This window comes from Pseudoduganella buxea, from assembly GCF_009720835.1.
GTDB classification, from domain to species: Bacteria; Pseudomonadota; Gammaproteobacteria; order Burkholderiales; family Burkholderiaceae_D; genus Rugamonas; species Rugamonas buxea.
Map to the genome: position 1 here is coordinate 1 of NZ_WNKZ01000082.1, position 21,327 is coordinate 21,327.

The window sequence follows — 21,327 nt, forward strand, 5'->3', positions numbered from 1 at the left end:
CGCCCGCCAGCGCATCCGCCCGCCGCCGCGAAACCGCCAGCGCCGCCCGTGCCCCCGAAGAAGCCTGCGCCACCGCCCCCGCCGAAGCCGGCGGTGGCCGTGCAGCAGCAGCGCAGCGAAAAGCAGCATCCCGTCACCCTCGTATCTACTTCGGCGCGGATACCGAGTGGACCGGACTGGTGGGAGAAGTTTCCAGGCAGTAGCTCTCTCAGCTCACTGAATGACGCGTTCAGGCCTAAGGCAACCGCGTTCGTGCAGGCCCTCAGGGATGCTGGCATGAAGGTCAGGATCAATGCAGCATACCGGCCCACTGAGCGATCGTACTTAATGTACTATGCCTTCATGATTTGTCGCGGGACTGACCCAAGCAAGGTTGAACCCTGGCCCGGTGTGAATATTGACTGGGCCCATCGCGATGTCAGTGGAAAGCCTAATCTGGTTGCCGCAAAAAAGGCGGCGGAGCAAATGTGTGAGAAATATTCTCTCAAGCCTCATGATCCAAAGCAAAAGGTCGGGCGGCCTGGGCGTTCGAACCACAATAAGCGCCAAGCGATTGATATTAATATCGAGAATTATGAAGGTAAGACTGTGAAAAACGCCAACGGGGAGGACGTGAAAATTGACTCGCTCTCAAAACTCTACGCTGTAGGGAGAACGTATGGCGTCATTTACTTTAGTGGTGAGAGAATGCATTGGTCTATTGATGGTAGGTAAAAATATGATGTTGAAAAGAATCGTTTTGACGTTAGCTCTCTTCGCCGGATTTCCCGGCGCGAGTGTGGGGGGGGAACCGGTTGTTGGGCTTTGGGAAAAAATCCCGGTTTTTAAGGGTGGACAGGTCCTTGCGCGGCCGAGCTTTGTTTTTACAAACGAAAAACTCAAAGAGGCAGTTGTTTTCACTGGGCTGCAAGATAGTGGTGGAGAGCTTCTAGTCGTCTGTTGCGTCGCAGTTACCGATTTGAAACCGGTTGACCTGGGAAAAGTGCTGCGTAAATATGCCGCTGACACAGAGTTCGTCGATCATTTGAATAGTATCAAGGGCTTGCCGTTCGTCTATAAAGCAGATGCGATATCGAAATCGGAGTGGAACAGCCAGATGGTGGTAATCATGAGTCATGAGAATGATTCGACCGATGGCGTTCCCTACTCAGTTCCGGTGATAAGCCAGAAACTGGGTAAAGCGGCGAGCATCAAGCCGAGTTTCAACAAGGATGGTAAGAGTATTCGACTATCAACTGTTTACTCGAAAGACGGTGCACGGGTGTCATATGAATTCAACATTGATGGTCTCAAGACAAAATTTTCGGAGGCCGCGTTTCCGGTCGATTGATGCCGTCGCGCGATGAGACCGACCGCTGTATGTGTACCGGCAGGAGGGTCATGAAGACGTCCTTTGTACTTGCAATGCTTGTGGCCGGGAATGTCAGCGGCGCCAGCGCACTGACAGGCCCCGTCGTCGGCGTGTGGCAGCGCCTGCCCGTGATGTCGGGCGACAAGGTCGTGGCCGTGCCGAACCTGGTGTTCACGAACCGCAAGCTGGAAGCACGCACCACGTTCACCGGCTTGCAGGACGCGGGCAAGCACCTGCGCGTCATCTGCTGCGTGGAAGTGGTGAACCTGGTGCCGTTGAAGACGGCGGACCTGGTGAAGAAGTATGCCGTCGACGCCGATGTCGTCGGGCAGATCAGGAGCGTCAAGGGCCTGCCCTACATCTACGACGCCGCGCCGGTGGACAAGCGTGAGTGGAGCGGCTTCATGCAGAATGTCATGGCGTACAGCCATAATCTCGACATGGAAACGCCGTTTTCCGTGCCCGTGACGGCTGCGCCGCTGGGCAAGGTGGCGAGCGTCGACAAGGCATTCAAGGTGGGCGACAGCACGCACGAACTACAAGTCGTGTATGAAAAGTCTGCCGACCGTGTCCGCTATACCTATAAGGGCGGCAACAACGTCGTGCCGTTCTCGGAAGCCTCGACTTCGGCGGAGTAAGCATGAAAGCAATTCTTGCGCTTGTCATTGTTGCGTCGAACCTGCTCGCCAGTGCGCGCGCTGCTGGAGAAGCAAACCCTTTTGAACGGGTTTTTTCACTGATTTCCACCCAAAAAACAATCGGGACTGCCCGTGCGCGGCTGATGTCGCAATTGGCGCCGGTATGCAGGAAAAGTACCCTGCCGAAAACCGAACAGTATAAGCACGGCAATATTGAGTGCATTACCGCCGTCGGCGCGGACGGGTTTTCCGTCTCGGCCGATGGCGATGGGCCGGTCGGCATGCTGCGGGTGAGTTTTCGAGGTGCAGCCCGGTGTACGCACGTGAAAAAAGTCTTGCTTGCCAACTTCGGCAAGCCCACCATCGCCAAGGGGCCGTGCAGCATGGACTGGCAGCTCAAACCCCTGTCCAGGGGCGGTCCGGCGCGCTATGTCGGGTTTGAAACCTCGACGGAAGACAACCGCATCCATTATGAGATCGGTGAAGAGCAGGGGCCATGATGCCGGTCCGGTCGAAACGGTCCGACTGGCGCGTCACGCTGGCAATCCTGTTGGCCGGTGTCGTCGGCGCCGCTGGCGCGGAAACGGGCACCGTGGTCGGCCTGTGGCAGCGCTTGCCCGTCGCGTCGGGCGGCAAAATCGTCGCCGTGCCGAACCTGCTGTTCACGAACCGCAAGCTGGGCGCCGCCACGACATTCACGGGGCTGCAGGATGCCGGCCGGCACCTGCGCGTGATCTGCTGCGTCCAGGTGCGCAAACTCGAACCCCTGAAGGTCGCGGACCTGCTGAAGGCCTATGCCGCCGATGCCGATGTCGTCGGACGGATCAAGGCCGTCGAAGGCTTGCCCTACGTGTACGAGGCCGCGCCCGTCGCCAGGACTGACTGGAACGAGTTCATGCACAATGTCATGCATTACAGCGACAAGCCCGAACTGGACGTGCCGTTCTCCGTGCCGGTAACGTCTGCGCCGTTGGGGAAGGCGCTGCGGGTCGACAAGGCGTTCAAGGTCGGGGAGGGCAGGCATGAACTGGCGATCGCGTATGACGACGCCGCCGGCCGTGTCCGCTACCGGTACAAGGACGGCGCCGACGTCGTCACGTTTTCCGCCAACGCGCCTTCCGGGGAATAAATGCCTCGCAAAGCCGCCTGTCTTGCCGTTGCCGCGATGCTGCAATGCCTCGGCCCGGCGTCGCTCGGCCAGCCCGCCATCGCTGCCCCCGCCTCGGATGCAGCCGCCTATATCGCCCGCCAGGGCTGGACGCCGTTCGACAGCAAGGTCCGGCCGCGCATGCCGGCCGGCGACCTGGCGCCGCTGATGTACTACCGGCAGGGCAGCGCCGTGCCCAGTTGCGCGCTGCTGGCCAGGCGCGCCGGCGGCCTGGATTTCTTCGAGATCCTCGCCGCCGAGCCCGGCGAGGACTACCCCCACTGCAGCGCCATCCATGACGGCGCCAGCTTCCCCTTCGCCGGAAAATCCTACCTGGTGGTGCCGTACACGAGCCGCGACACCCGCGACGAAAGCTACACGGCCTTCTTCTATCTTTCGACCGGCAAGGACGGACGCCATGCCGTCGAGAATGCGCTGAACGACGCGGTCGCGCCGGGGCTCGGCCGGCTGGCGGCGTCCGATGGCATTCGCGGCGCCAAAGCCGACCTGATACGGCGTAGCGAACCGGCACTGCAATTGCTGGAACGGGATTTCATCGCCGACGGCGGCAAGGCCTTCGCCATCCTCAAGGACAAGGCCGGCCACCGCTGCACCTTCGTCGTTGAAACGAAGGGCGACCTGGCACGATATGGCAGTGAGCTGTTCGGCGGCGGCCGATGCCGCGGCGTGCTGGCATCCGGCAGATTCGATACCCCCGCCGCCACCTATTTCCTCGGGCTGTTCCGGGCAGACGGGCCGGCCACGAAGCTGGCGCTGTTTGCTGTGCCGAAAAGCGGCGGCGCGGCGCAAGCGGAGCCCGGTCTCGCCGCCGAGGCATTGCGGGCCGGCAGGACAGGCGACATCAGGACGGCCAAGGCCTTCCTGCGCAGGGCCACTGCCAGCCATTCGCCCCAATGAGGCTGCACTCGCTGTGCGTCTTGTTCGTGGCGCTTGCCGCCACGGGCGGCGCCGCCCACGCGCAAAGCGAACCGTTAGACTTCCACGTGGGCGCCGTGCGCATGACGGACAGCACGGCGGCGATCACCATCCATGCCGAGCCGCCGATCACGGTGACCGTGCTGCCCGGCGGGCGCCTGCAGCCTGCGCTGACCTTGGCCGAGAACGGCGATATCCACGTCGGCAATACCGTGCTGGCCGCGCGCGATGGCCGTGTGCTCGCGCGGGCCGGCAATGACACGCTGCTGCTGCCCCATGGCGTGCAGGTGACGCCGCTGGCGGGCGCATACCGCATCGTGCGCGGGACCAGGCACTGCACCCTGAGCGCGCGCGCATTGGGCTTGCAACCGGGACAGCCGGCCGAACGCGGCGCCGTCATCTTCGCGCCGTCCCGCCACGGCCTGGTCGCGCTGGTGCGCCGCGCGACGTGGGACGTGCGCGACACCAGCTATGTGGCTGCCCGCATCGACCTGCGCCGTTGCCGCGCCACCCTGGCGCCGCTGGGCAATCCGGACCTGCTGGTGGAACTGGGCCAGTCGTCACGGGGCGGCTGGTGGCTGACCGGTTCGATCGAACAGACCTTGCTGCAATCGCGGGACGGGCGCCACTGGCGCCGGGTGCGCTTGCCAGCCGGGCTGTCGTCGCTGGTCGGCGGCTATATCGTCGATGCGCGCGAGATCTGGCTGGCCGGCCTGTTCGGGCCCGACTGGGAAAGCGATACGCAGCTGGTCCACACGGCCGACGGCGGCAGGCATTGGCGCAGCCTGCCGCCCGGCGACCCCGTGCTGGCGCGCCTGCCCCCCGGCTGGCTGGAAGGGCTGAAGCGCCGCGCCATTGCTTCACCCGTGCGCGCGGGCGACGGTCCCCAGCGCTAGACTGGTGCCATGAAACGCTATCGCAACCTGGACGGGCATTCCGGCGTGGTGGCCTATGCCATCGCCGACGACGCCATCGACGTCAAGTTCACCGGCGGCGACGTCTATCACTACAGCTACCGCAAGCCCGGGCGCGAACATGTCGAACGGATGAAGGCACTGGCGCTGGCGGGGCAGGGCCTGTCCACCTATATTTCGCAGCAGGTGCGCGAGCATTACGAACGCAAGCGCGAAGCGTGACAATCCGCGCATTTTGACGGCCCCGTTTGGGGTTATCGTAGCGGCATGAACAAACCTGCCTTCATCAAAGCCGGCCTGGTGCTGGCCATGTCCGCCATCGGGCATTCCACCTTGCACGCGGCCGCGCCCGATGCGGCCGGCGCCGCCCTCATGCGCGACCTCGCTGTCTGCGCCAAGCCGGCCTGGCCGGCTGCCGCGCTGGCCCGGGGCGTGACGGGCAAGACGACGCTGGCCCTGCGCATCGACGGCGACGGCGACGTGATCGACGCCCGCATCGACGTCTCCAGCGGCCATGCCGATCTGGACCAGGCCGCCGTGGCCGGCGTCAGGGGCTGCCATTTCCACGGGTTCGCCGCCGCCACCACGGCCGAGGCGAGGTCTGCCTGGAAGAAGATGCAGTTCGTATGGACCTTGCCCACCGGGTCGGCCCTGCCCGCGGCGGAGCTTGCCGCGTTGATGGCCAAGGCGGAAGGGGGCGATGCGGCGGCCCAGGTCAGGCTGGGCTGGTGGTATCAGGCCGGCGTGCATGGCACGCTCGACCTGGCGCAGGCCGAAGCGTGGTATCGCCGGGCCGCCGATGCCGGCAACCCGCAGGGCCAGGTGCAACTGGGCAAGCTGCTGCAGTCGGGGCCGGAACCGCGCCCCGAGGAAGCCGTCGAGTGGCTCCGCCGTGCCGCGCGTGCGGGCGATGTAACGGCGCAGGGCGAGCTGGCGCGGACCTACCTGTCGGGCGCCGGCGTGGTCCGCGACGCCGGCGAGGGACTGCACTGGATGACCCAGGCCGCCGCCAGCGGCAAGGCGATGTACCAGGTCGCGGCAGGTGTCGAGATGCTGCGCCAGGCCGGTGACGATGCCGACCGTGCCGCCGCCGTCGACTGGCTGGCCAAGGCGGCCGCGCAGGACGACCCATATGGCAAGCTGTTCCTGGCGCACAGCCTGGCGTCGGGCCAGGGCATCGTGCGCGACGACGGCCGCGCCGTCGAGCTGTACCGTTCTACCGTGGGACGCACGGCGGGGCAGGCCGAAGTGGCCCTTGGCTCGATGCTCGAAGAAGGACGTGGCGTGCCGGCCGACCCGGCCGCGGCCGCCGCGTTGTACCGGCAGGCGATGGCGGTGCCCCATGGCCCCGACTTTTACCGCTACGGGCGCCTGCTGGCTACCGGGACGGGTGTCGCGCAGGACCGCGCCGCTGCCATCGACGTGCTGCTGCAAGGCGCCAACCTGGCCGATTGCAATGCGATGCGGCTATTGGGCCAGCTGTACCTGGAGGGCGGAGAACGTGCCGAGCGGGCCGAGAAAGCCTACGGCTGGATCGGCCGCGGCATCTATTGCCGGGCCCGTGCGGGACTGCCTCTGTCGGACTGATGCGCCGTCCGGGCGGACGGCGCCCGCGGGTCAATCGAAGTCGAACAGTTCGCCCAGGAAGCCTTCGCGCTTCTTCTTGTGCGGGTAGTGGTGGCCGTGGCCCGAATGGTGGCCCTGCTGCTGGTAGCGCGGGTCCGGCGTGTTGTAGCGGGGATCGGGCTGGCGGAACTGTGGCGCCGGGGCCGGTGCCGGGGCGCCGCCGACGGAGCGTTCGATGATCTTGTCGAGTTCACCGCGATCGAGCCAGACCCCACGGCAGGTGGGACAATAGTCGATCTCGATGCCCTGGCGTTCGCTCATCACCAGGCTGACGTTTCTGCATACTGGGCAGTCCATGATTGCTTCTCCAAAAAATGACTGGCCCGCACGACGGTGCGTGGGCCGCTGCAGCGCTTGCCCGCCGCGTGACGCGGCGATGTCCATGCGCTAACTTCAATACGCTATCTTGCCACATCCGTGCGCGGGCCGGGCTGCCGCCGATGCGCTGGCGGGCGGCCCGGCTATAATGCATCGAGCATGGCCCCGCGCCGGCCATGCCGCCACCTTTCTCCCCGGCCATGAGACTCACTTCCTTCACCGACTACACCTTGCGCTCCCTGATCTACCTGGGGATGAACCGCGACCGCCTGGCGACGATCCAGGATATCGCCGACCTGCACAAGATCTCGAAGAATCATTTGACGAAGGTGATCCACCAGCTCGGCGCCAGCGGCCTGGTCGAGACGGTGCGGGGCCGCAATGGCGGCCTGCGCCTGGCCTGCGAGCCCGAGCAGATCAATATCGGTGCCGTCATCCGCCGCACGGAGCCGGATTTCTTCATTGCCGAATGCTTCGACCAGTCCAGCCACGACTGCATCTTCACGGGTGCCTGCAGCCTGCAGCACAAGCTGGGCGAAGCCATGAACGCCTTCCTGGCCGTGCTGGACGGCGTGACCCTGGCCGATGTGCTGCCCCGCCCGCGAAGCCGCATGGGCCAGGCGCTGCAGGAGCAGCCCGTTACCCTGCACGGTCTGCTGGCAAGAGTCGCCGGCGGCGACTGAGCCACGAAAACAACAAAGGACGACATCGATCCGGGCTGCGACATTTTGTCCTGGTGACGCGACGGCTTAAACATGTAAAATGAACGCATGTTTAAAACGAGGAGTAAAAAAATGCTGTCCGCCGCCCACCGTGCCATCGTTTCCGCCACCGTACCGATCCTGGAGCAGGGCGGGGAAGCGTTGACGACGCACTTCTACCAGATCCTGTTCGTCGACTACCCGCAGGTGAAGGCCTATTTCAACCAGGCCCACCAGCACGACGGCGGCCAGCCCCGGGCGCTGGCCAACAGCATCCTGATGTATGCGAAGAATATCGATCGCCTGGAAGCGCTGGGCGACCTGGTGTCCGTGATCGTCAACAAGCACGTGTCGCTCAATATCCTGCCGGAACACTACCCGATGGTGGGCGCCAGCCTGCTCAAGGCCATCCGCGAAGTGCTGGGTGCCGACGTGGCGACGGACGCGGTACTGGAAGCGTGGGGCGCGGCCTATGGCCAGCTGGCCGACATCCTGATCGGCGCGGAGCGCGCCGCCTATGACGGCCAGGCCCACGCCCACGGCGGCTGGAACGGCCTGCGCCGCTTCGTCGTGGCCGAAAAGCGCGCCGAGAGCGAGGAAATCGCCAGCTTCGTGCTGCGCCCGGAAGACGGCGGGCCCGTGATGGACTTCGTGCCGGGCCAGTACATCGGCCTGCGCGTCGCCGTCGACGGCACCGAGCAACGGCGCCAGTATTCGCTGTCGGCTGCCGCCAACGGCGTGTCGTACCAGATCAGCGTCAAGCGCGAGCCGGGCGGCAAGGTGTCGAACTTCCTGCATGACGCCGTGAACGTTGGCGACGCGATCGAGCTGCTGCCGCCTTCGGGTGCCTTCACGCTCAACGACAGCGTCCGTCCGATCGTGCTGATCAGCGGCGGCGTCGGCATCACGCCCACCCTGGCCATGCTGCAGCGCGCACTGGCCACGGGCCGCGAAGTGCGCTTCATCCACGCGGCCCGCCACGGCGGCGTGCACGCCTTCCGCGACCACGTCGATGCGCTGGCCGGCCGGCACCCGCAACTGCGCCGCCACTATATCTACGCCGAGCAGCGCGACGGCCAGGCCGCCCCGGATGCCCTCGGCCTGCTCGACCGCGACACCTTGGCGGGTTGGCTGCCCGAATCGCGCGACGTCGAAGCCTATTTCCTCGGCCCGACGCCATTCATGAAGGCGGTCAAACAGTCGCTGCGTGAATTGGGCGTGCCGGAAAAGCAGACGTATTTTGAATTCTTTGGTCCCGCCGCTGCGCTGAATTAACGCTGCAGCATGGTCGCATTTGAATCCGCCGGCTTAACCCGGCGGATTTTTTTATGCGCGAAGATTGCATGGAATCCATTGTCAAGCACAGCCTTGAAAATAATTATCGACAGCGAATTCGGCAATAAAATAATCGAAAAATTGTTTGCAGTGGCGCCACTGTCGTTTTACGCTGATGTTACGCTGTGCTTTAGATTGAATCAAAGGCCGCGCCAATAAGCGGTCATTACCCGTGGTGCGAGAGGGAAGGTGCATTATCGCGCGCCACGCGGATATCCAAGACCGTCCTGGTCATGTTATTTCCATCGCTCAGGGACATCCATCAGGGAGGAGATCATGTGCAGCTTAAGGCATGCAGTATGCATCGCGTCTGGCATCGCAATCGCGCAGGGGGCGGCATTTGCCGCAGCGCAGGATAGCAAGACCACCGCGATCACCCGCGACAATCCGGCCGCCAAAACACTGGTCGAGCCGGCCGTGAAAACCCAGGAAGACCTCGAGAAGGCCAAGCCGCTGGACTGGACCAAGACCATCGGCACGCCCAAGCACGTCGAGCCGACGGCGGCGGAGCGGAAGGCCCTGCGCGAGGCGAAGCCCGCCTGGGTGGAAGGCAGTCCGCCCAAGGACGACGACGAAGCGGCGCGCGGCATTGCGCCGGAAGAACCGAACCCGCGCGAGCGGCAATGACCACGGCACCAGGAAAGGAGCTTCGACATGAACCGGATTTCACTCTCGGCCTGCCGTGCCTGCGCACCGGTGCCGTTCTTGCCTGCCTCGGCCTGGCAGGACATGCCCTGGCCGGCACGCCCGGCGTCTACACCCAGTATCCCGAGCCGAACCGGCCAGGGGTGGCCGGCTTCAATGCCAGTGCGCCCCGCGCCATCGGCAAGCTGTTTACCAACAGCGGCACCTGCTCGGCTTCGGTCATCAGTCCGAATAATATTATCGTGACGGCGGCGCACTGCTGCTGGAACCGGTCGACCAATGCGTGGATCGGCGGGTGGACTTTTGTCCCGGCCTATCACGACGGACTCGGTACGCCATTTCCTTGGGTGTCCGCAAGGGTATTAAACAGCTGGGTCGTCAATGGCGACACGCCGTCGGATATTTGCCTGATCCAGCTGGGCCCCAATGGGGGAGTGAATGTCAGCACCCATGCCGGCTGGCTCGGCCGCATCTGGGACATGCCGGGCAGTGTCGATAATTACCATGCACTTGGTTACCCGGGAAATATCGGCAATGGGCAAAGGTTGCAGCTTTGCACGGCTGAAAGTTTCGCCCAGCCGTCGACCGGCTGCGGGGCTGGACCTGTCCTGAATATGGGCTGCAATATGACCTACGGTGTCAGCGGTGGGCCCTGGATAAGACGGTACCGGACGAGTAAGCTCGTCAATTCCGTCGTGCACGGCTGGCAGAGCACCACCTGCACAGGGGCATTCGGGTCGACCTTCAACGGTCCGAAGTTCACGTCCAATAATATCGTGCCGCTGTGTAGCGCCTCCGGCTGCTGACCGGCCGGCGCGGCGGCGTGAATGGCGTCAGACCAGCATCGCGCTGTTCATCGCCGCCGCTTCCAGTTCGGCCTGCGCAACGATGCGCCGGCCCATCTCCTCGTCGATGAACAGGTCGACGACGGATTCGGACGCCGGCAGTTCCTCGCGGGCCTTGGCCAGCGGCGACGGCACGGGGCAGAAGTGCTTGGCCAGCAGCAAGGTGTCCAGCAGGGTGTCCGGCGGCACGCCCAGGAAGCCGTCGCGCAGGCCTTCGATGGCGCTGGCCACGGGTTCAGGAATGCCCAGCTTGTGCATCACTTCGCGCAGGATGATTTCCTCGCTGGCCGGCTGCCAGTTGTCCGGGTCCGGGTCCAGCAGGCCCGGGAACTCGTCGGCGCGCGACAGCAGGTAGAAGCCCACCACCTCGTGCACGATGCCGGCGAACAGGGCCGTGTCCTGGTTCACTTCCGTCACTTCGCGGGCAATGATGCGGGCCAGGCAGGCCACGTGGATGGTGTGCTGCCACAGCTGCTCGGCCTTGGCGCGCAGGGCCGGATCGGCGATCTTGCTGCCGAACTGGCGCACGACGGTGGCGGCGGCCAGTGCGTACAGGTTGTGGTAGCCGACGCGGGTGATGGCAGCGCGCACATTGGTGATGGTGCCGCCGCCCCGGTTGAACATGGCGGAATTGGACAAGGCGACGGTACGTGCGGCCAGTTGCGGCTCGGCCAGCACGAGGCGAATCGCGTCGTCCATCGGGCAATCGGGATCGTCGAGGGCCAGTTGCACGCGCAAGGCGGCGTTGACGCTGGTGGGGAACACCAGGTCGCCGCGGATGGCCAGTGCCGCGATATGCCCGAAGGCTTCCAGTTTATTCATGCATGAAATTATACGCAGGGGCGGGGGGCGGCACAAATGCGCGCGCCCTCAATTGCCCCGGGCGCGTCGCCCTGACAACAACTCAGGCGCCGGCAAGTTGCGGCTGGCGCACGGCGGCGTCGCGGCGATAGCGGGCTACCGACAGGTCGTCGGCGAAGATGGCGGGCCGCCTGGCCGACATGATGTCGGCCAGCAGTTGTGCCGAGCCGCAGGACATGGTCCAGCCCAGCGTGCCGTGGCCTGTGTTGACGAACAGGTTGCGCAGCGCCGTGCGGCCGACCACGGGCGTGCCGTCCGGCGTCATCGGCCGCAGGCCCGTCCAGAAGGTGGCGCGGGCCGTGTCGCCGGCGCCGGGGAACAGGTCGTTGACGACCATTTCCAGCGTCTCGCGGCGGCGCGGGTTCAGGCGCTTGTCGAAGCCGGCGATCTCGGCCATGCCGCCGACACGGATGCGGTCGTCGAAGCGGGTCACGGCGATCTTGTAGGTCTCGTCAAGGATGGTCGACGCGGGCGCACGTGCCGCGTCGACGATGGGCACCGTGATCGAGTAGCCCTTGAGCGGATAGACGGGAATGTCGACCAGGCCCTTCAGCATCGGCGTCGAATAGGCGCCCAGGGCCACCACGTACGAGTCGGCCGTGACGAGTTCAGCCCCGCAGTGGACGCCCGCGATCTCGCCGCCGGCCGTGGCCAGGCCCGTGATGTCGACGTTGTAGCGGAACTTGACGCCCAGTTCCTCGGCCATGGCCGTCAGGCGCGTCGTGAAGAGCTGGCAGTCGCCCGTCTCGTCGTTCGGCAGGCGCAGGCCGCCGACCAGGCGGCCGGCCGCTATGCCGGGCTCGGCCGATAGCAGCTCTTGCGCGCCCAGCAGTTCGAACGGCACGCCCGTTTCCTTCAGCACCTCGATGTCCTTGGCCGCGTCGTCCATCTGTTTTTGCGTACGGAACAGCTGGGTCGTGCCCTGCTGGCGGCCTTCATAGGCGATGCCGGTGGCCGCGCGCAGGGCCTTGAAGCAGTCGCGGCTGTACTCGGCCAGGCGCACCATGCGTTCCTTGTTGATCGCATAGCTGTCCGCATTGCAGTTCTTCAGCATCTGCCACATCCACGCCAGCTGGAAGCGGGTGCCGTCCGGCGTGATCGACAGGGGCGCGTGGCGCTGCATCATCCATTTCACGGCCTTCAGCGGAATGCCAGGCGCGGCCCAGGGCGACGCGTAGCCGGGCGAAATCTGCCCCGCGTTGGCGAAACTGGTTTCCAGGGCGGGACCGGGCTGGCGGTCCAGCACCGTCACGTCGTGGCCGGCCTGGGCCAGGTAGTACGCCGTGGTGACACCGATAACGCCGCTGCCGAGAATGACTACGCGCATGATTTGCCTCGAAGTTGGAATTTTACCTGCTAATATCCACTATGATATCGGCGATTAACCAGTGCTTGTTACTGTAAAAATTCACTAATTCAGCAAAAAATCATGCGTACACAAAAAGAGTCCGTCCGCACGCTCGACAAGCTGGACCGCAAGATCCTGCGCATCCTGCAGGATGACGGCCGCATCTCGATGAAGGATTTGTCCGAGCAGGTGGGGCTGTCCATCACGCCCGCCATCGAGCGGGTCAAGCGGATGGAGCGGGACGGCGTCATCACGGGCTATCACGCGCGGCTGAACCCGGCCGCCGTGGGCGCGACCCTGCTGGTGTTCGTGGAGATCACGCTGAACCAGAAATCGGCCAGCCATTTCGAACAGTTCCGCCGCGAAGTGCTGCGCATCCCGGAAGTGCAGGAATGCCACCTGGTGTCGGGCGACTTCGACTACCTGATCAAGGCGCGCATCCACCAGATGGCGGAGTACCGCAAGCTGCTGGGCGACATGCTGCTGAACCTGCCCGGCGCGGCCCAGTCGAAGAGCTATGTGGTGATGGAGGAAATCAAGGAGACGCTGGTGCTGGCCACCGACGTCGCCTGAGCCGGATCAGTGGCGCGGCAGGAGAATCTCGGCGATCATGTCGCCATCCTCGATGACGCCCGTTTCGGCGAACCCCAGCGAAGCGTAGAAGGCGCGGGCAACATGGTTCTCCGGCTTGTAGCAGATCGTGATGCGGTGCACGTCGGACTGGTCGCGCAGGCGCCCCAGCAGCATCTCCATCGCGCGCCGGCCGATGCCCCGGTTCTGGTATGCATGAAGCACCATCAGCCGGTAGATGCCGTAGTTGCCGGGAATGTCGTGCGACGCCACATCGTACAGCATGAAGCCGACGGGCTTGCCGTCCAGGCAGATCGCCAGGGGGCGGAATTCTGGGTAGTAATGGGCCTGCGCCACGGACTGGGCATTGGTGGCGACGAAGCCGGCCTGGTCGGGCGGCAATTCCATCTCGATGATGTCTTCGAAGTTGTCGATCGTGACGGGTTCCAGCGTGATGTTCAAGGGACGCTCCTGGTGGTTGGCGGCGCCTGCATTGTTGCATATTCGATAATTCACCACAATGGCCCGGTCGCGCACGACTGCGCGGCGGTTCCCGCCGCGCGGCGCTTCCGCTAGAATGTCAAAACGGCATCAAAACACTACCGGGGGCCACCGTGAACGATGCAACCGCAACAGAGCAACTCACGCCGGCAGCGCCGGAGCACAGCCTGAAACTGCGCACGCTCGACGAGCACATGTGTTCGGACCAGAGCTTTGCCTCGGCCCTGGCCCGGGCGGTCGGCGCCATCGCCGTCGGCGAGGACGGCACGGTGACCCTGGCCCAGTTCGCGGCCGTCACCGACATCGCCGGCGACGGCAAGGCCTCGGCCGTCTTCACGGCCCTGGTGCTGAACGCAATCGAGTCGGGCGTCACCGTCGAATGGGCCCTGAACGCCCTGGCGCGCAGCAGTCATGATGCGGACCCGTCCGCGCGCGAAGGCGCCTTCGTCATGATGCGCCCCTTGCTGGCACTGCACGGCACCCGAGCCCGGCCGCTGGCGCAGAAGGTGGCACGGGCGCTGGGCATCCGCCCCACGCCCGAACACTTCTATTCGCTGCCGCCGGAACAGGAACGGCGCCTGCTGAACAATATCGGTACGCAGGCGCGCAAGCTCGTCAAGGGCAGGGGCCTGGTCGACGCGATCGCCGACTTCGGCCGCAGCACGGGCCAGACGGAGTTGCTGGACCATGCGCGCGGCTTCAACGGCGGCATGCTGGGTCACGAGCAGCTGCGCGACGCCGTCCAGCGCGCGGTCGACACGATCAGCCTGGGCATTGCGACCTACCAGGAACATGCGTCCGCGCCGTTGCCGGCCGAGGCCGGTGCCGCCGGCCTGTCCGCCACGGCCGAGCAGTTACGCCAGCAGGTGCTGCAGCGCCTGGCGCTGATCGATGCCCGCATCGCCTACGAGCGCCGGGTGCTGTGGCAGGACATCGACGACGCCGTCCACGACGCCGGCAACGCGGTGGAACTGGCCATCAGCGAGCGCCTCGACAACGAACAGTGGAAGGACGAGCAGGTCTGGTCCAGCATCGGCCGCCAGCAGTTCGCCCAGGAGATGGAAACCCGGCTCGAGCGCGTCACGCGGCGCAAGCAGGAAGCGCTGGACCTGCTGAACCATGACCTGAAGCTGTTCCAGTCCCATATGCGGCTGGCCCAGGCCACCGTGCTGGAACGCCAGCACAGCGCCGCGCTGGCCCGCCTGATGCCGCGCCTGCGCATCGGCACGCGCCTCGTCAACACGGTCGACACGGCCGCCAACCTGACCCTGATGGGCAGCGCCGTCGCCGCCGCCGGCACCAGCACGGCGGCCTACCTGTTCGGCGTGGCCGTCGTGGTGCCCGTGGTGGCGCCCGTCGTGCCCTTCGTGGGCGGGGCCGTGCTGCTGGCCAGCGCCTTCAAGTGGGCCACCGACAGCAACAAGCGCAAGCGCGATGAAATCCGCGACAAGCGCCGCGCCTTCGAGGAGGAGCTGCGCCGGCGCATGAAGGAGGCGGAGGAATCCTTCGTCGTCCAGCTCGACCGTATCGGTGCGGCCTTCTACGAATCGGCCAGCCAGCTTCTCACGCCGCTGATCCTGGAGGCGGAAGCGGCGGGGCGCATCCAGGGCGTGCGCAAGCGCATTGCCGACAAGGTCATCGCCCAGTCGCAGGCCGCCATTGCCCAGCTGGAGGCGGCACTGACGCGCGCCGCCTGATTTCCTCGACGACAGGACGGTCGGCGCCGGCCGCTGTATGTACGCTGGCATACACACGAAACGGCCAGGCTCGGTACAATACAGTTGGCCTTGCCTTCCCCCGTCCTGAACATCGAGCACATGAAAAACCTGATTCTTTCCGCAGCCCTGCTGGCGCTGTCCTCACTTAGCGCCGCCCAGGACGTCGGCGTGTCCATCAATATCGGCCAGCCGGGCTTCTACGGCCGCATCGACATCGGCAATACGGCGCCCCAGGTGATCTACCGCGAGCCCGTGCTGGTGCAGCGGCCCGCCCGCTACATCGCCGAGCCCCTGTACCTGCGCGTGCCGCCGGGCCACGCGAAAAAATGGAGCAAGCACTGCCGCGCGTACAACGCCTGCGGCCGCCGCGTGTACTTTGTGCGCGACAGCTGGTACCTGAACGATTACGCACCGCGCTACCGTGCCGAGCATGGCCACCGCGGCCACGACGCACACCGCGACTACCGCGAACGCCAGGAAATGCGCGAGCACCATGACCGCCGCGACGAACGGGGCCATGGCAACAAGCACAACGACAAGCACAACGACAAGCATCACGACAAGCATGACGGCGGCAACGGCAACGGCAAAGGGCATGGCAACGGCCACGGCCGCGACTAGGCGTCCGGCCGGCACGCGCTGACGGCCGTGCACCGCCGCGACTCTACTAACCGAGGAGAAGCGTTTGCAGAGCAAATACGTCATCGTGGGAGGCGGGGCAGGCGGCCTGGAGCTGGCCTGCAAACTGGGCCGCAAGCTGGGGCCGGGCAAGGTGATGCTGGTCGACAGCCGCCTGTACCACATCTGGAAACCGTCGCTGCACGAAGTGGCGGCCGGCACCCTGGACATCCATGCCGAAGGCCTGTCGTACCAGATGCTGGCGCACGATAACGGCTTTACCTACGTGTATGGGGCGCTCGAAGCGCTCGACGCCGCCACCCGCACCATCACCGTCAGCCCCATCGAAACCCAGACGGGCGAATCCGTGCTGCCCCAACGCGCCATCCGTTATGACTCCCTAGTGCTGGCCGTGGGCAGCACGTCGAATTATTTCGGCGTGCCCGGTGCCCGGGAACACACGATTTCATTGAATGCGACGGAAGACGCGGAACGCTTTCGCCTGACCTTGCTGAAGCTGCTGGCCCAGGCCGCCACCCGCAAGGACGAAGCGCGGGGCGGTGCCGGCGGGGTGGACATCGTCATCATCGGCGGCGGCGCCACCGGCGTCGAACTGGCCGCCGAGCTGCGCGAGGCCAGCGGCGTGTATGCCGCCTACGGCTTCGGCCACCTGCAACCGCTGCAGGACGTGCGCATCACCATCCTGGAAGGGGCGCCGCGCATCCTGGCGCCGCTGCCGGAGCGGGTGTCGGCGGCAGCCGTCAAGTTGCTGGCCGAGCGGGGCGTCACCGTCAGCGCCGACACGCGCGTTACCGCCATCGATGCCGACAAGGTGACGGTGGCCAGCGGCACCGTCTACCCGTCCGACATCACCGTCTGGGCCGCCGGCATCAAGGCGCCCGATTTCCTGGCAAGGCTCGGCCTGCCGACGGTGAAGGGCGGCCAGGTCGACGTGACGGACCGCCTGGCCGTCAAGGGCATGGCCGATATCTACGCGCTGGGCGACTGTGCCCTGTGCCTGGGTGCGGACGGCAAGCCCGTGCCGCCCCGGGCGCAGGCGGCGCACCAGCAGGCCGACTACCTGGTCGATGCCTTCCTGCGTCGCGAAAAGGGCAAGCCCCAGTCCGGCAAGCCTTACGTCTACCGCGACTACGGTTCGCTCGTGTCGTTCGGCCAGTCGACGTCGGTCGGCAGCCTGATGGGCTCACTGCAGGGCAGCAACTGGTTTGTCGAGGGTTTCTTCGCACGGCTGATGTACACCAGCCTGCACCTGATGCACCACCAGGCCATCATGGGTACCTTGCGCACGGGCGTGCTGGCGCTGGCGCGCTTCCTCATCAAGCGCAGCACGCCGCATGTGAAGTTGCACTGACGGGGAAGGGCGGCCTCAGGCCGCCGGCGTCTTCGGCAGGATCAGTGTCAATACGCAGCCGCCGTCGGGGTGCGCTTTCAGGTCGAGGGTGCCGCCAAGGTGGCGGGCCCGCTCGCGCACGAGGCGCAGGCCGAACTTGTCCGCAGCCGGATCGGTGGTGCCGGGGCCGCAGCCGTTGTCGCGCACTGTCAGCATCATCTCGTCTTCGTTATCGTCCAGGATCACGTCCACTTCCGTCGCATTGGCGTGGGCTGCCACGTTGCGCAGGCCTTCCTCCAGGGTGAACAGCAGGGCCACGCCGTGCTCGCGCGAGCAGGCCGGCTCGTCCTCGGGCAGGCTGTAGCGGGCCGTGACGCGGTACTTCTCGCCGAACTGCAGCACCAGTTCGCTGAAGGCGACCTTGATGCCGAGGAACTCCAGCTTGTCGTTCCACAGCTTGTGCTGCATGCCCCGGTTGTTTTCGATAATCGTGTGCAGCAGGTTCTTCATCTGCGCGGCGCGCTCGCGCAGGGCCGGCGGCTCCTCGGGCAGCTTGGCCGTCAGCAGGCCCAGGTGCATGGTCAGGGCCGTCAGCGACGAGCCCACGCTGTCGTGCAGCTGGCGCGCCATGGCGCGGCGCTCGTTGTCCCAGCAGGTATTGACGTGACCCAGCAGGGCACTGAGCTCGGCGACGCGGGCCGCGTCATCGTGATTTTCCGGTGCAAATTCGGACATGGTGGGCTTTTTATTGTATGCAATCGGTAACATTCCGATGATACATGAGGTTTTAAGGAAATGTCGCACCGGCACCATCGTGAACTGCCGCACATACGGCGCGCTGTAAAACTGACAAGATGAAGCCATCACCCAACCGACACAACAAGGAGCAGCCATGAGTGCCACAGCCAAGCCGCAAGATGCAATCGCCCTGCTGAAGAAGGACCACGACGAAGTGAAGGCGATGTTCGAAGAATACGATGGATTGGGCGACCGCGCATTTGCCAGCAAGAAGAAGCTGGCCGACAAGATTTGCCTGGAACTGACCAAGCACGCCATCGCAGAAGAGGAAATCTTCTATCCGGCCGTGCGCGGTGCGTTCGATGAGAGCGAAGACCTGGTCGACGAAGCCACTGTCGAGCACGCTTCCGCGAAGGATCTGATCGCCCAGATCAGCAGCATGGATCCGCATGACGACCTGTACGACGCCAAGGTCAAGGTGCTGGGCGAGTACATCGACCACCACGTGCAGGAAGAGGAAGAAGAGATGTTCCCGAAGGCGAAGAAGGCCGACCTCGACATGGTCGAGCTGGGCCAGAAGATCCAGGCCCGCAAGGACGAAATCGACATGATTCCGCCCGAGCCGATGCTGTCGACCAAGGCTGCTGCCGGCACCCAGCCACGCCTGTAAGTCGTCCCTGTGACCCGAACAGCCTGGCTTGCGCCAGGCTGTTCGCGTTTATGGCCTGCGCGGCCTCCGCGTCACACGTGGACGTGGCCGAGGTATCGCTTCAGGCCGCCGGCGTCGTGCTGCCGGACTTGCCCGTCAGGTTGCCGATGGCCTTCATCAGGCTTTCGATATCGACCGGTTTCACCAGGTGCATGTCGAAGCCCGCTTCCAGTACGCGGCGCTGGTCTTCCGCCAGGCCGTAGCCCGTCAGCGCGATCAGCCGGATAGCGCGCGTGGCGTCGTTCGCGCGCAGGCGCCGCGCCACCTCGTAGCCGTCGATGCCGGGCAGGCCGATATCGACCAGCGCCACGTCGGGCCGGTAACTGAGCGCCTTCTCGATGCCGGCCAGGCCATCGGCGGCATGTTCGACGTCGTAGCCGTAGCAGTCCAGCATCATCGCCATCATTTCGCGGCCGTCGTCGTTGTCTTCAATCAGCAGCACATTGGGCTTGCCGGGTTCGCTGGTATCCATGGTTCGTGTCTTCGTTTCGGTTATACGTTCGGTTCGGGGCAGGCGCAGCGAGAACGTGCTGCCCGCACCGGGCCCCGCGCTTTCGGCTTCCACTCTGCCACCATGCAGTTCGACCAGGCGCCGCACAAGCGCCAGGCCGATCCCCAGTCCGCCCTGGGCCCGATCGAGCGTGCTGGTACCCTGCACGAACACATCGAACACATGCGGCAGCAGCTCGGCCGAGATGCCCACGCCCGTATCGTGCACGGTCAGCACGATGTCGTCGCCATCGAGTTCCATCACGATATCGATGGCGCCGCCGGGCGGCGTGTACTTCAGCGCGTTGTCGAGCAGGTTGGAGAAGATCTGCTCCAGCCGTGTCGAGTCGCCTTCGACCCAGCCTCCTTCGAGCTCCACGCTGACATGATAATCCGCCGTGCGGCCCGTGGCGCGGTAAGTCTCCAGGCAATTGCCGATCAGGGCCACCAGGTCGAGTGGGGCGCGGTTCAGCAGGATCTTGCCGGACATGGCACGCGACAGGTCGAGCAGGTCGTCGACAATGCGGCCCAGGTGCTGGCTCTGGCGCTGGATGATCTTCTTGGCGCGCGCGGCGCCGTCCACCGACACGCCGGGCAGGCCGATCAGCGAGGCGGCGCTGCTGATGGCGGACAAGGGGTTGCGCAGCTCGTGGCCCAGCATGGCAAGGAACTCGTCCTTTGCATGGTTCTGCCGCTCGGCCGTCTTGCGCTCCTCGATTTCCTGCAGCAGCCGCTTGTTGCTGCTGATGAGATCATTGGTGCGCTGGCTCAGCTGGCGCGCCTGCTTCTTCAATTCCTCGTTCTTCATCGCCAGCGCGACGAAGACGGAAATCTTGGCGTGCAAAATCTGTGGAATAACAGGCGTGAACAGGAAATCCGCGGCGCCGCGCTGGTAGGCCTTCAGGCGGTCCAGTTCGTCGGCCACGAAGGCGGTGATGAAGATGATGGGAATATTGGCCGAGCGGCCCCGCTGGTGAATCGCCTCGGCCGTCTCGAAGCCGTCCATTCCCGGCATGTTCACGTCCAGCAGGATGACGGCGAAATCGTGCAGCAGGACCTGGCGCAGCGCTTCCTCGCCACTGCGCGCGGCAATGACCTCGTACGATTCTTCCTCTGCCCATTGTGCCAGCAAGCTCATCAGGGCAAACAGGCTGTTGGCGTCATCATTAACGACGAGAATCTTGGGTTTGTCCAATTTAGGCACGTTATTTTAGTTTCGTTATCGCGTCGTAAAAACAATACTGTCAGACAAACAACCGGACGATCATAGCAACAGCATATCGCAAAGTCAAAAGTCCCGGCGGCAACGGAACGGCGTCTGAATTGTTCGATTGCGCACATACAGCAGGGGGTAAGTCATGCCATATTGAAAGCGTAGACACCATGGCAATTCAAAACGAAAGGACCCACCATGAATATCGATACCGTCGTAGACAATAAACACCTGGGCAAATGCTTCAAGGATCTGGCCGATGCGCCCGTCAGTGCACTGCGCGGTGTCAGCGAGAAGGATGCCAAGGCCCTGCAACAGGCGTTCAACGTGACGACCGTGCGCGAACTGGCCAACCTGAACTTCATCAAGTGGGCCGTCGCCATCACGACCCTGGCCGACGAAGAGCAGATGCAGCCGGCCGAGAAAGCCAAGGAAGACCTGCTGGACGACGCCGTCGAAATGACCTTCCCCGCCAGCGACCCCATCTCGGTCGACTCCGGCATCACCCGCATCGAAGTCGCACCGGACAAGGTCGACGCCCACACCGACCACCAGCACGCATCGAAAGTCGAGGAATCGACGGAGACGGGCAAGGAGCGGGAAGCGGCCGCGCATTAAGCGCACCCGGCATCACAGCGCCGCGCATGCTGCGCGCGGCGTCGACATCGACATTTATATGGCCGGGGCCGTTTTGCAAACGGCCCCGGCCATTTGTCATGTCATGTCCATGGACGAAAAAAAGCCGCCTCGCCGGC

25 protein-coding genes are annotated in these 21,327 nt (G+C 64.7%); 19 read left to right on the top strand and 6 right to left on the bottom strand.

The genetic code is table 11. The features are described from left to right. The 9 genes from GM672_RS21820 to GM672_RS21860 all read left to right on the top strand — a co-directional run. Window positions 1-714, top strand: a 714-nt coding sequence (locus GM672_RS21820) for a hypothetical protein (RefSeq protein ID WP_211517405.1), incomplete at its 5' end; no start/stop codon positions are given. Continuing rightward, complete coding sequence (locus GM672_RS21825) at window positions 659-1,330, top strand: hypothetical protein (RefSeq protein WP_155472643.1); 672 nt, start codon at window positions 659-661, stop codon at window positions 1,328-1,330. The genes GM672_RS21820 and GM672_RS21825, both read left to right, overlap by 56 nt. 50 nt (window positions 1,331-1,380) lie before the next feature. After that, complete coding sequence (locus GM672_RS21830; protein ID WP_155472644.1) at window positions 1,381-1,989, top strand: hypothetical protein; 609 nt, start codon at window positions 1,381-1,383, stop codon at window positions 1,987-1,989. Window positions 1,990-1,991: 2 nt separating this feature from the next. Then, window positions 1,992-2,489 carry a hypothetical protein gene (locus tag GM672_RS21835; RefSeq protein ID WP_155472645.1) on the top strand — a complete coding sequence of 166 codons (498 nt, stop codon included), beginning with the start codon at window positions 1,992-1,994 and terminating at the stop codon, window positions 2,487-2,489. Then, window positions 2,486-3,118 (top strand): hypothetical protein, encoded by a 633-nt coding sequence (locus GM672_RS21840; RefSeq protein ID WP_155472646.1) that lies wholly within the window; start codon window positions 2,486-2,488, stop codon window positions 3,116-3,118. The genes GM672_RS21835 and GM672_RS21840 overlap by 4 nt, the downstream gene beginning before the upstream one ends. Continuing rightward, the gene (locus GM672_RS21845) at window positions 3,119-4,054 is read left to right on the top strand and encodes a hypothetical protein (RefSeq protein WP_155472647.1); all 936 of its coding nucleotides are present in this window, start codon (window positions 3,119-3,121) and stop codon (window positions 4,052-4,054) included. Then, the gene (locus tag GM672_RS21850; RefSeq protein WP_155472648.1) at window positions 4,051-4,968 is read left to right on the top strand and encodes a beta propeller repeat protein; all 918 of its coding nucleotides are present in this window, start codon (window positions 4,051-4,053) and stop codon (window positions 4,966-4,968) included. Before GM672_RS21845 ends, GM672_RS21850 begins: the two co-directional genes overlap by 4 nt. A gap of 9 nt (window positions 4,969-4,977) precedes the next feature. Beyond that, window positions 4,978-5,208 (top strand): hypothetical protein, encoded by a 231-nt coding sequence (locus GM672_RS21855; protein WP_155472649.1) that lies wholly within the window; start codon window positions 4,978-4,980, stop codon window positions 5,206-5,208. A gap of 45 nt (window positions 5,209-5,253) precedes the next feature. After that, window positions 5,254-6,573, top strand: coding sequence for a TonB family protein (locus GM672_RS21860; RefSeq protein ID WP_155472650.1), 1,320 nt, complete (start codon window positions 5,254-5,256; stop codon window positions 6,571-6,573). Between the two features lie 30 nt (window positions 6,574-6,603). Here GM672_RS21860 and GM672_RS21865 read toward each other — a convergent pair whose 3' ends face one another. After that, window positions 6,604-6,909, bottom strand: coding sequence for a TFIIB-type zinc ribbon-containing protein (locus GM672_RS21865; protein ID WP_155472651.1), 306 nt, complete (start codon window positions 6,907-6,909; stop codon window positions 6,604-6,606). Window positions 6,910-7,130: 221 nt separating this feature from the next. Here GM672_RS21865 and GM672_RS21870 point away from each other — a divergent pair, with 221 nt between their 5' ends. The 4 genes from GM672_RS21870 to GM672_RS21885 all read left to right on the top strand — a co-directional run bounded on the left by GM672_RS21870 (window position 7,131) and on the right by GM672_RS21885 (window position 10,417). After that, window positions 7,131-7,613: an RrF2 family transcriptional regulator gene (locus GM672_RS21870; RefSeq protein WP_155472652.1), complete on the top strand. Its 483-nt coding sequence runs from the start codon at window positions 7,131-7,133 to the stop codon at window positions 7,611-7,613. A gap of 111 nt (window positions 7,614-7,724) precedes the next feature. After that, window positions 7,725-8,906, top strand: coding sequence for an NO-inducible flavohemoprotein (gene hmpA, locus GM672_RS21875; protein WP_155472653.1), 1,182 nt, complete (start codon window positions 7,725-7,727; stop codon window positions 8,904-8,906). A gap of 477 nt (window positions 8,907-9,383) precedes the next feature. Continuing rightward, window positions 9,384-9,593: a hypothetical protein gene (locus tag GM672_RS21880; protein ID WP_155472654.1), complete on the top strand. Its 210-nt coding sequence runs from the start codon at window positions 9,384-9,386 to the stop codon at window positions 9,591-9,593. Then, window positions 9,590-10,417 (top strand): trypsin-like serine peptidase, encoded by an 828-nt coding sequence (locus GM672_RS21885; protein ID WP_155472655.1) that lies wholly within the window; start codon window positions 9,590-9,592, stop codon window positions 10,415-10,417. Before GM672_RS21880 ends, GM672_RS21885 begins: the two co-directional genes overlap by 4 nt. A gap of 27 nt (window positions 10,418-10,444) precedes the next feature. Here the strand turns inward: GM672_RS21885 and GM672_RS21890 are convergent, their stop codons facing one another. Both GM672_RS21890 and GM672_RS21895 read right to left on the bottom strand, forming a co-directional pair. Beyond that, window positions 10,445-11,278 carry an HDOD domain-containing protein gene (locus GM672_RS21890; protein WP_155472656.1) on the bottom strand — a complete coding sequence of 278 codons (834 nt, stop codon included), beginning with the start codon at window positions 11,276-11,278 and terminating at the stop codon, window positions 10,445-10,447. Between the two features lie 82 nt (window positions 11,279-11,360). After that, window positions 11,361-12,644, bottom strand: coding sequence for a D-amino acid dehydrogenase (locus GM672_RS21895; RefSeq protein WP_155472657.1), 1,284 nt, complete (start codon window positions 12,642-12,644; stop codon window positions 11,361-11,363). A gap of 102 nt (window positions 12,645-12,746) precedes the next feature. Here GM672_RS21895 and GM672_RS21900 point away from each other — a divergent pair, with 102 nt between their 5' ends. Beyond that, window positions 12,747-13,238, top strand: a complete 492-nt coding sequence (locus GM672_RS21900) for an Lrp/AsnC ligand binding domain-containing protein (RefSeq protein WP_155472658.1) — start codon at window positions 12,747-12,749, stop codon at window positions 13,236-13,238. 6 nt (window positions 13,239-13,244) lie between these two features. On the opposite strand, the gene GM672_RS21905 is transcribed toward GM672_RS21900, so the two are convergent. Further along, window positions 13,245-13,697, bottom strand: a complete 453-nt coding sequence (locus GM672_RS21905; protein WP_155472659.1) for a GNAT family N-acetyltransferase — start codon at window positions 13,695-13,697, stop codon at window positions 13,245-13,247. 152 nt (window positions 13,698-13,849) lie between these two features. On the opposite strand from GM672_RS21905, the gene GM672_RS21910 reads away from it, so the two are divergent. From GM672_RS21910 to GM672_RS21920, 3 genes are all read left to right on the top strand, one after another. Beyond that, window positions 13,850-15,433, top strand: a complete 1,584-nt coding sequence (locus GM672_RS21910; protein WP_229427753.1) for a hypothetical protein — start codon at window positions 13,850-13,852, stop codon at window positions 15,431-15,433. Window positions 15,434-15,553: 120 nt separating this feature from the next. Continuing rightward, on the top strand, window positions 15,554-16,075 hold the full coding sequence (locus GM672_RS21915; protein ID WP_155472660.1) for a hypothetical protein: 522 nt from the start codon (window positions 15,554-15,556) through the stop codon (window positions 16,073-16,075). A 64-nt stretch (window positions 16,076-16,139) separates the two neighbouring features. Beyond that, window positions 16,140-17,444: an NAD(P)/FAD-dependent oxidoreductase gene (locus GM672_RS21920; protein ID WP_155472661.1), complete on the top strand. Its 1,305-nt coding sequence runs from the start codon at window positions 16,140-16,142 to the stop codon at window positions 17,442-17,444. A 15-nt stretch (window positions 17,445-17,459) separates the two neighbouring features. Here GM672_RS21920 and GM672_RS21925 read toward each other — a convergent pair whose 3' ends face one another. After that, entirely contained in the window at window positions 17,460-18,158 is a 699-nt protein-coding gene (locus GM672_RS21925) for a sensor histidine kinase (RefSeq protein ID WP_155472662.1), read from the bottom strand. Window positions 18,159-18,315: 157 nt separating this feature from the next. On the opposite strand from GM672_RS21925, the gene GM672_RS21930 reads away from it, so the two are divergent. Then, complete coding sequence (locus tag GM672_RS21930; RefSeq protein ID WP_155472663.1) at window positions 18,316-18,831, top strand: hemerythrin domain-containing protein; 516 nt, start codon at window positions 18,316-18,318, stop codon at window positions 18,829-18,831. A 100-nt stretch (window positions 18,832-18,931) separates the two neighbouring features. Here the strand turns inward: GM672_RS21930 and GM672_RS21935 are convergent, their stop codons facing one another. Beyond that, window positions 18,932-20,563 (bottom strand): response regulator, encoded by a 1,632-nt coding sequence (locus GM672_RS21935; protein WP_170300187.1) that lies wholly within the window; start codon window positions 20,561-20,563, stop codon window positions 18,932-18,934. Between the two features lie 207 nt (window positions 20,564-20,770). Here GM672_RS21935 and GM672_RS21940 point away from each other — a divergent pair, with 207 nt between their 5' ends. After that, window positions 20,771-21,190 (top strand): hypothetical protein, encoded by a 420-nt coding sequence (locus GM672_RS21940; RefSeq protein ID WP_155472664.1) that lies wholly within the window; start codon window positions 20,771-20,773, stop codon window positions 21,188-21,190. Window positions 21,191-21,327: the final 137 nt, after the last annotated feature.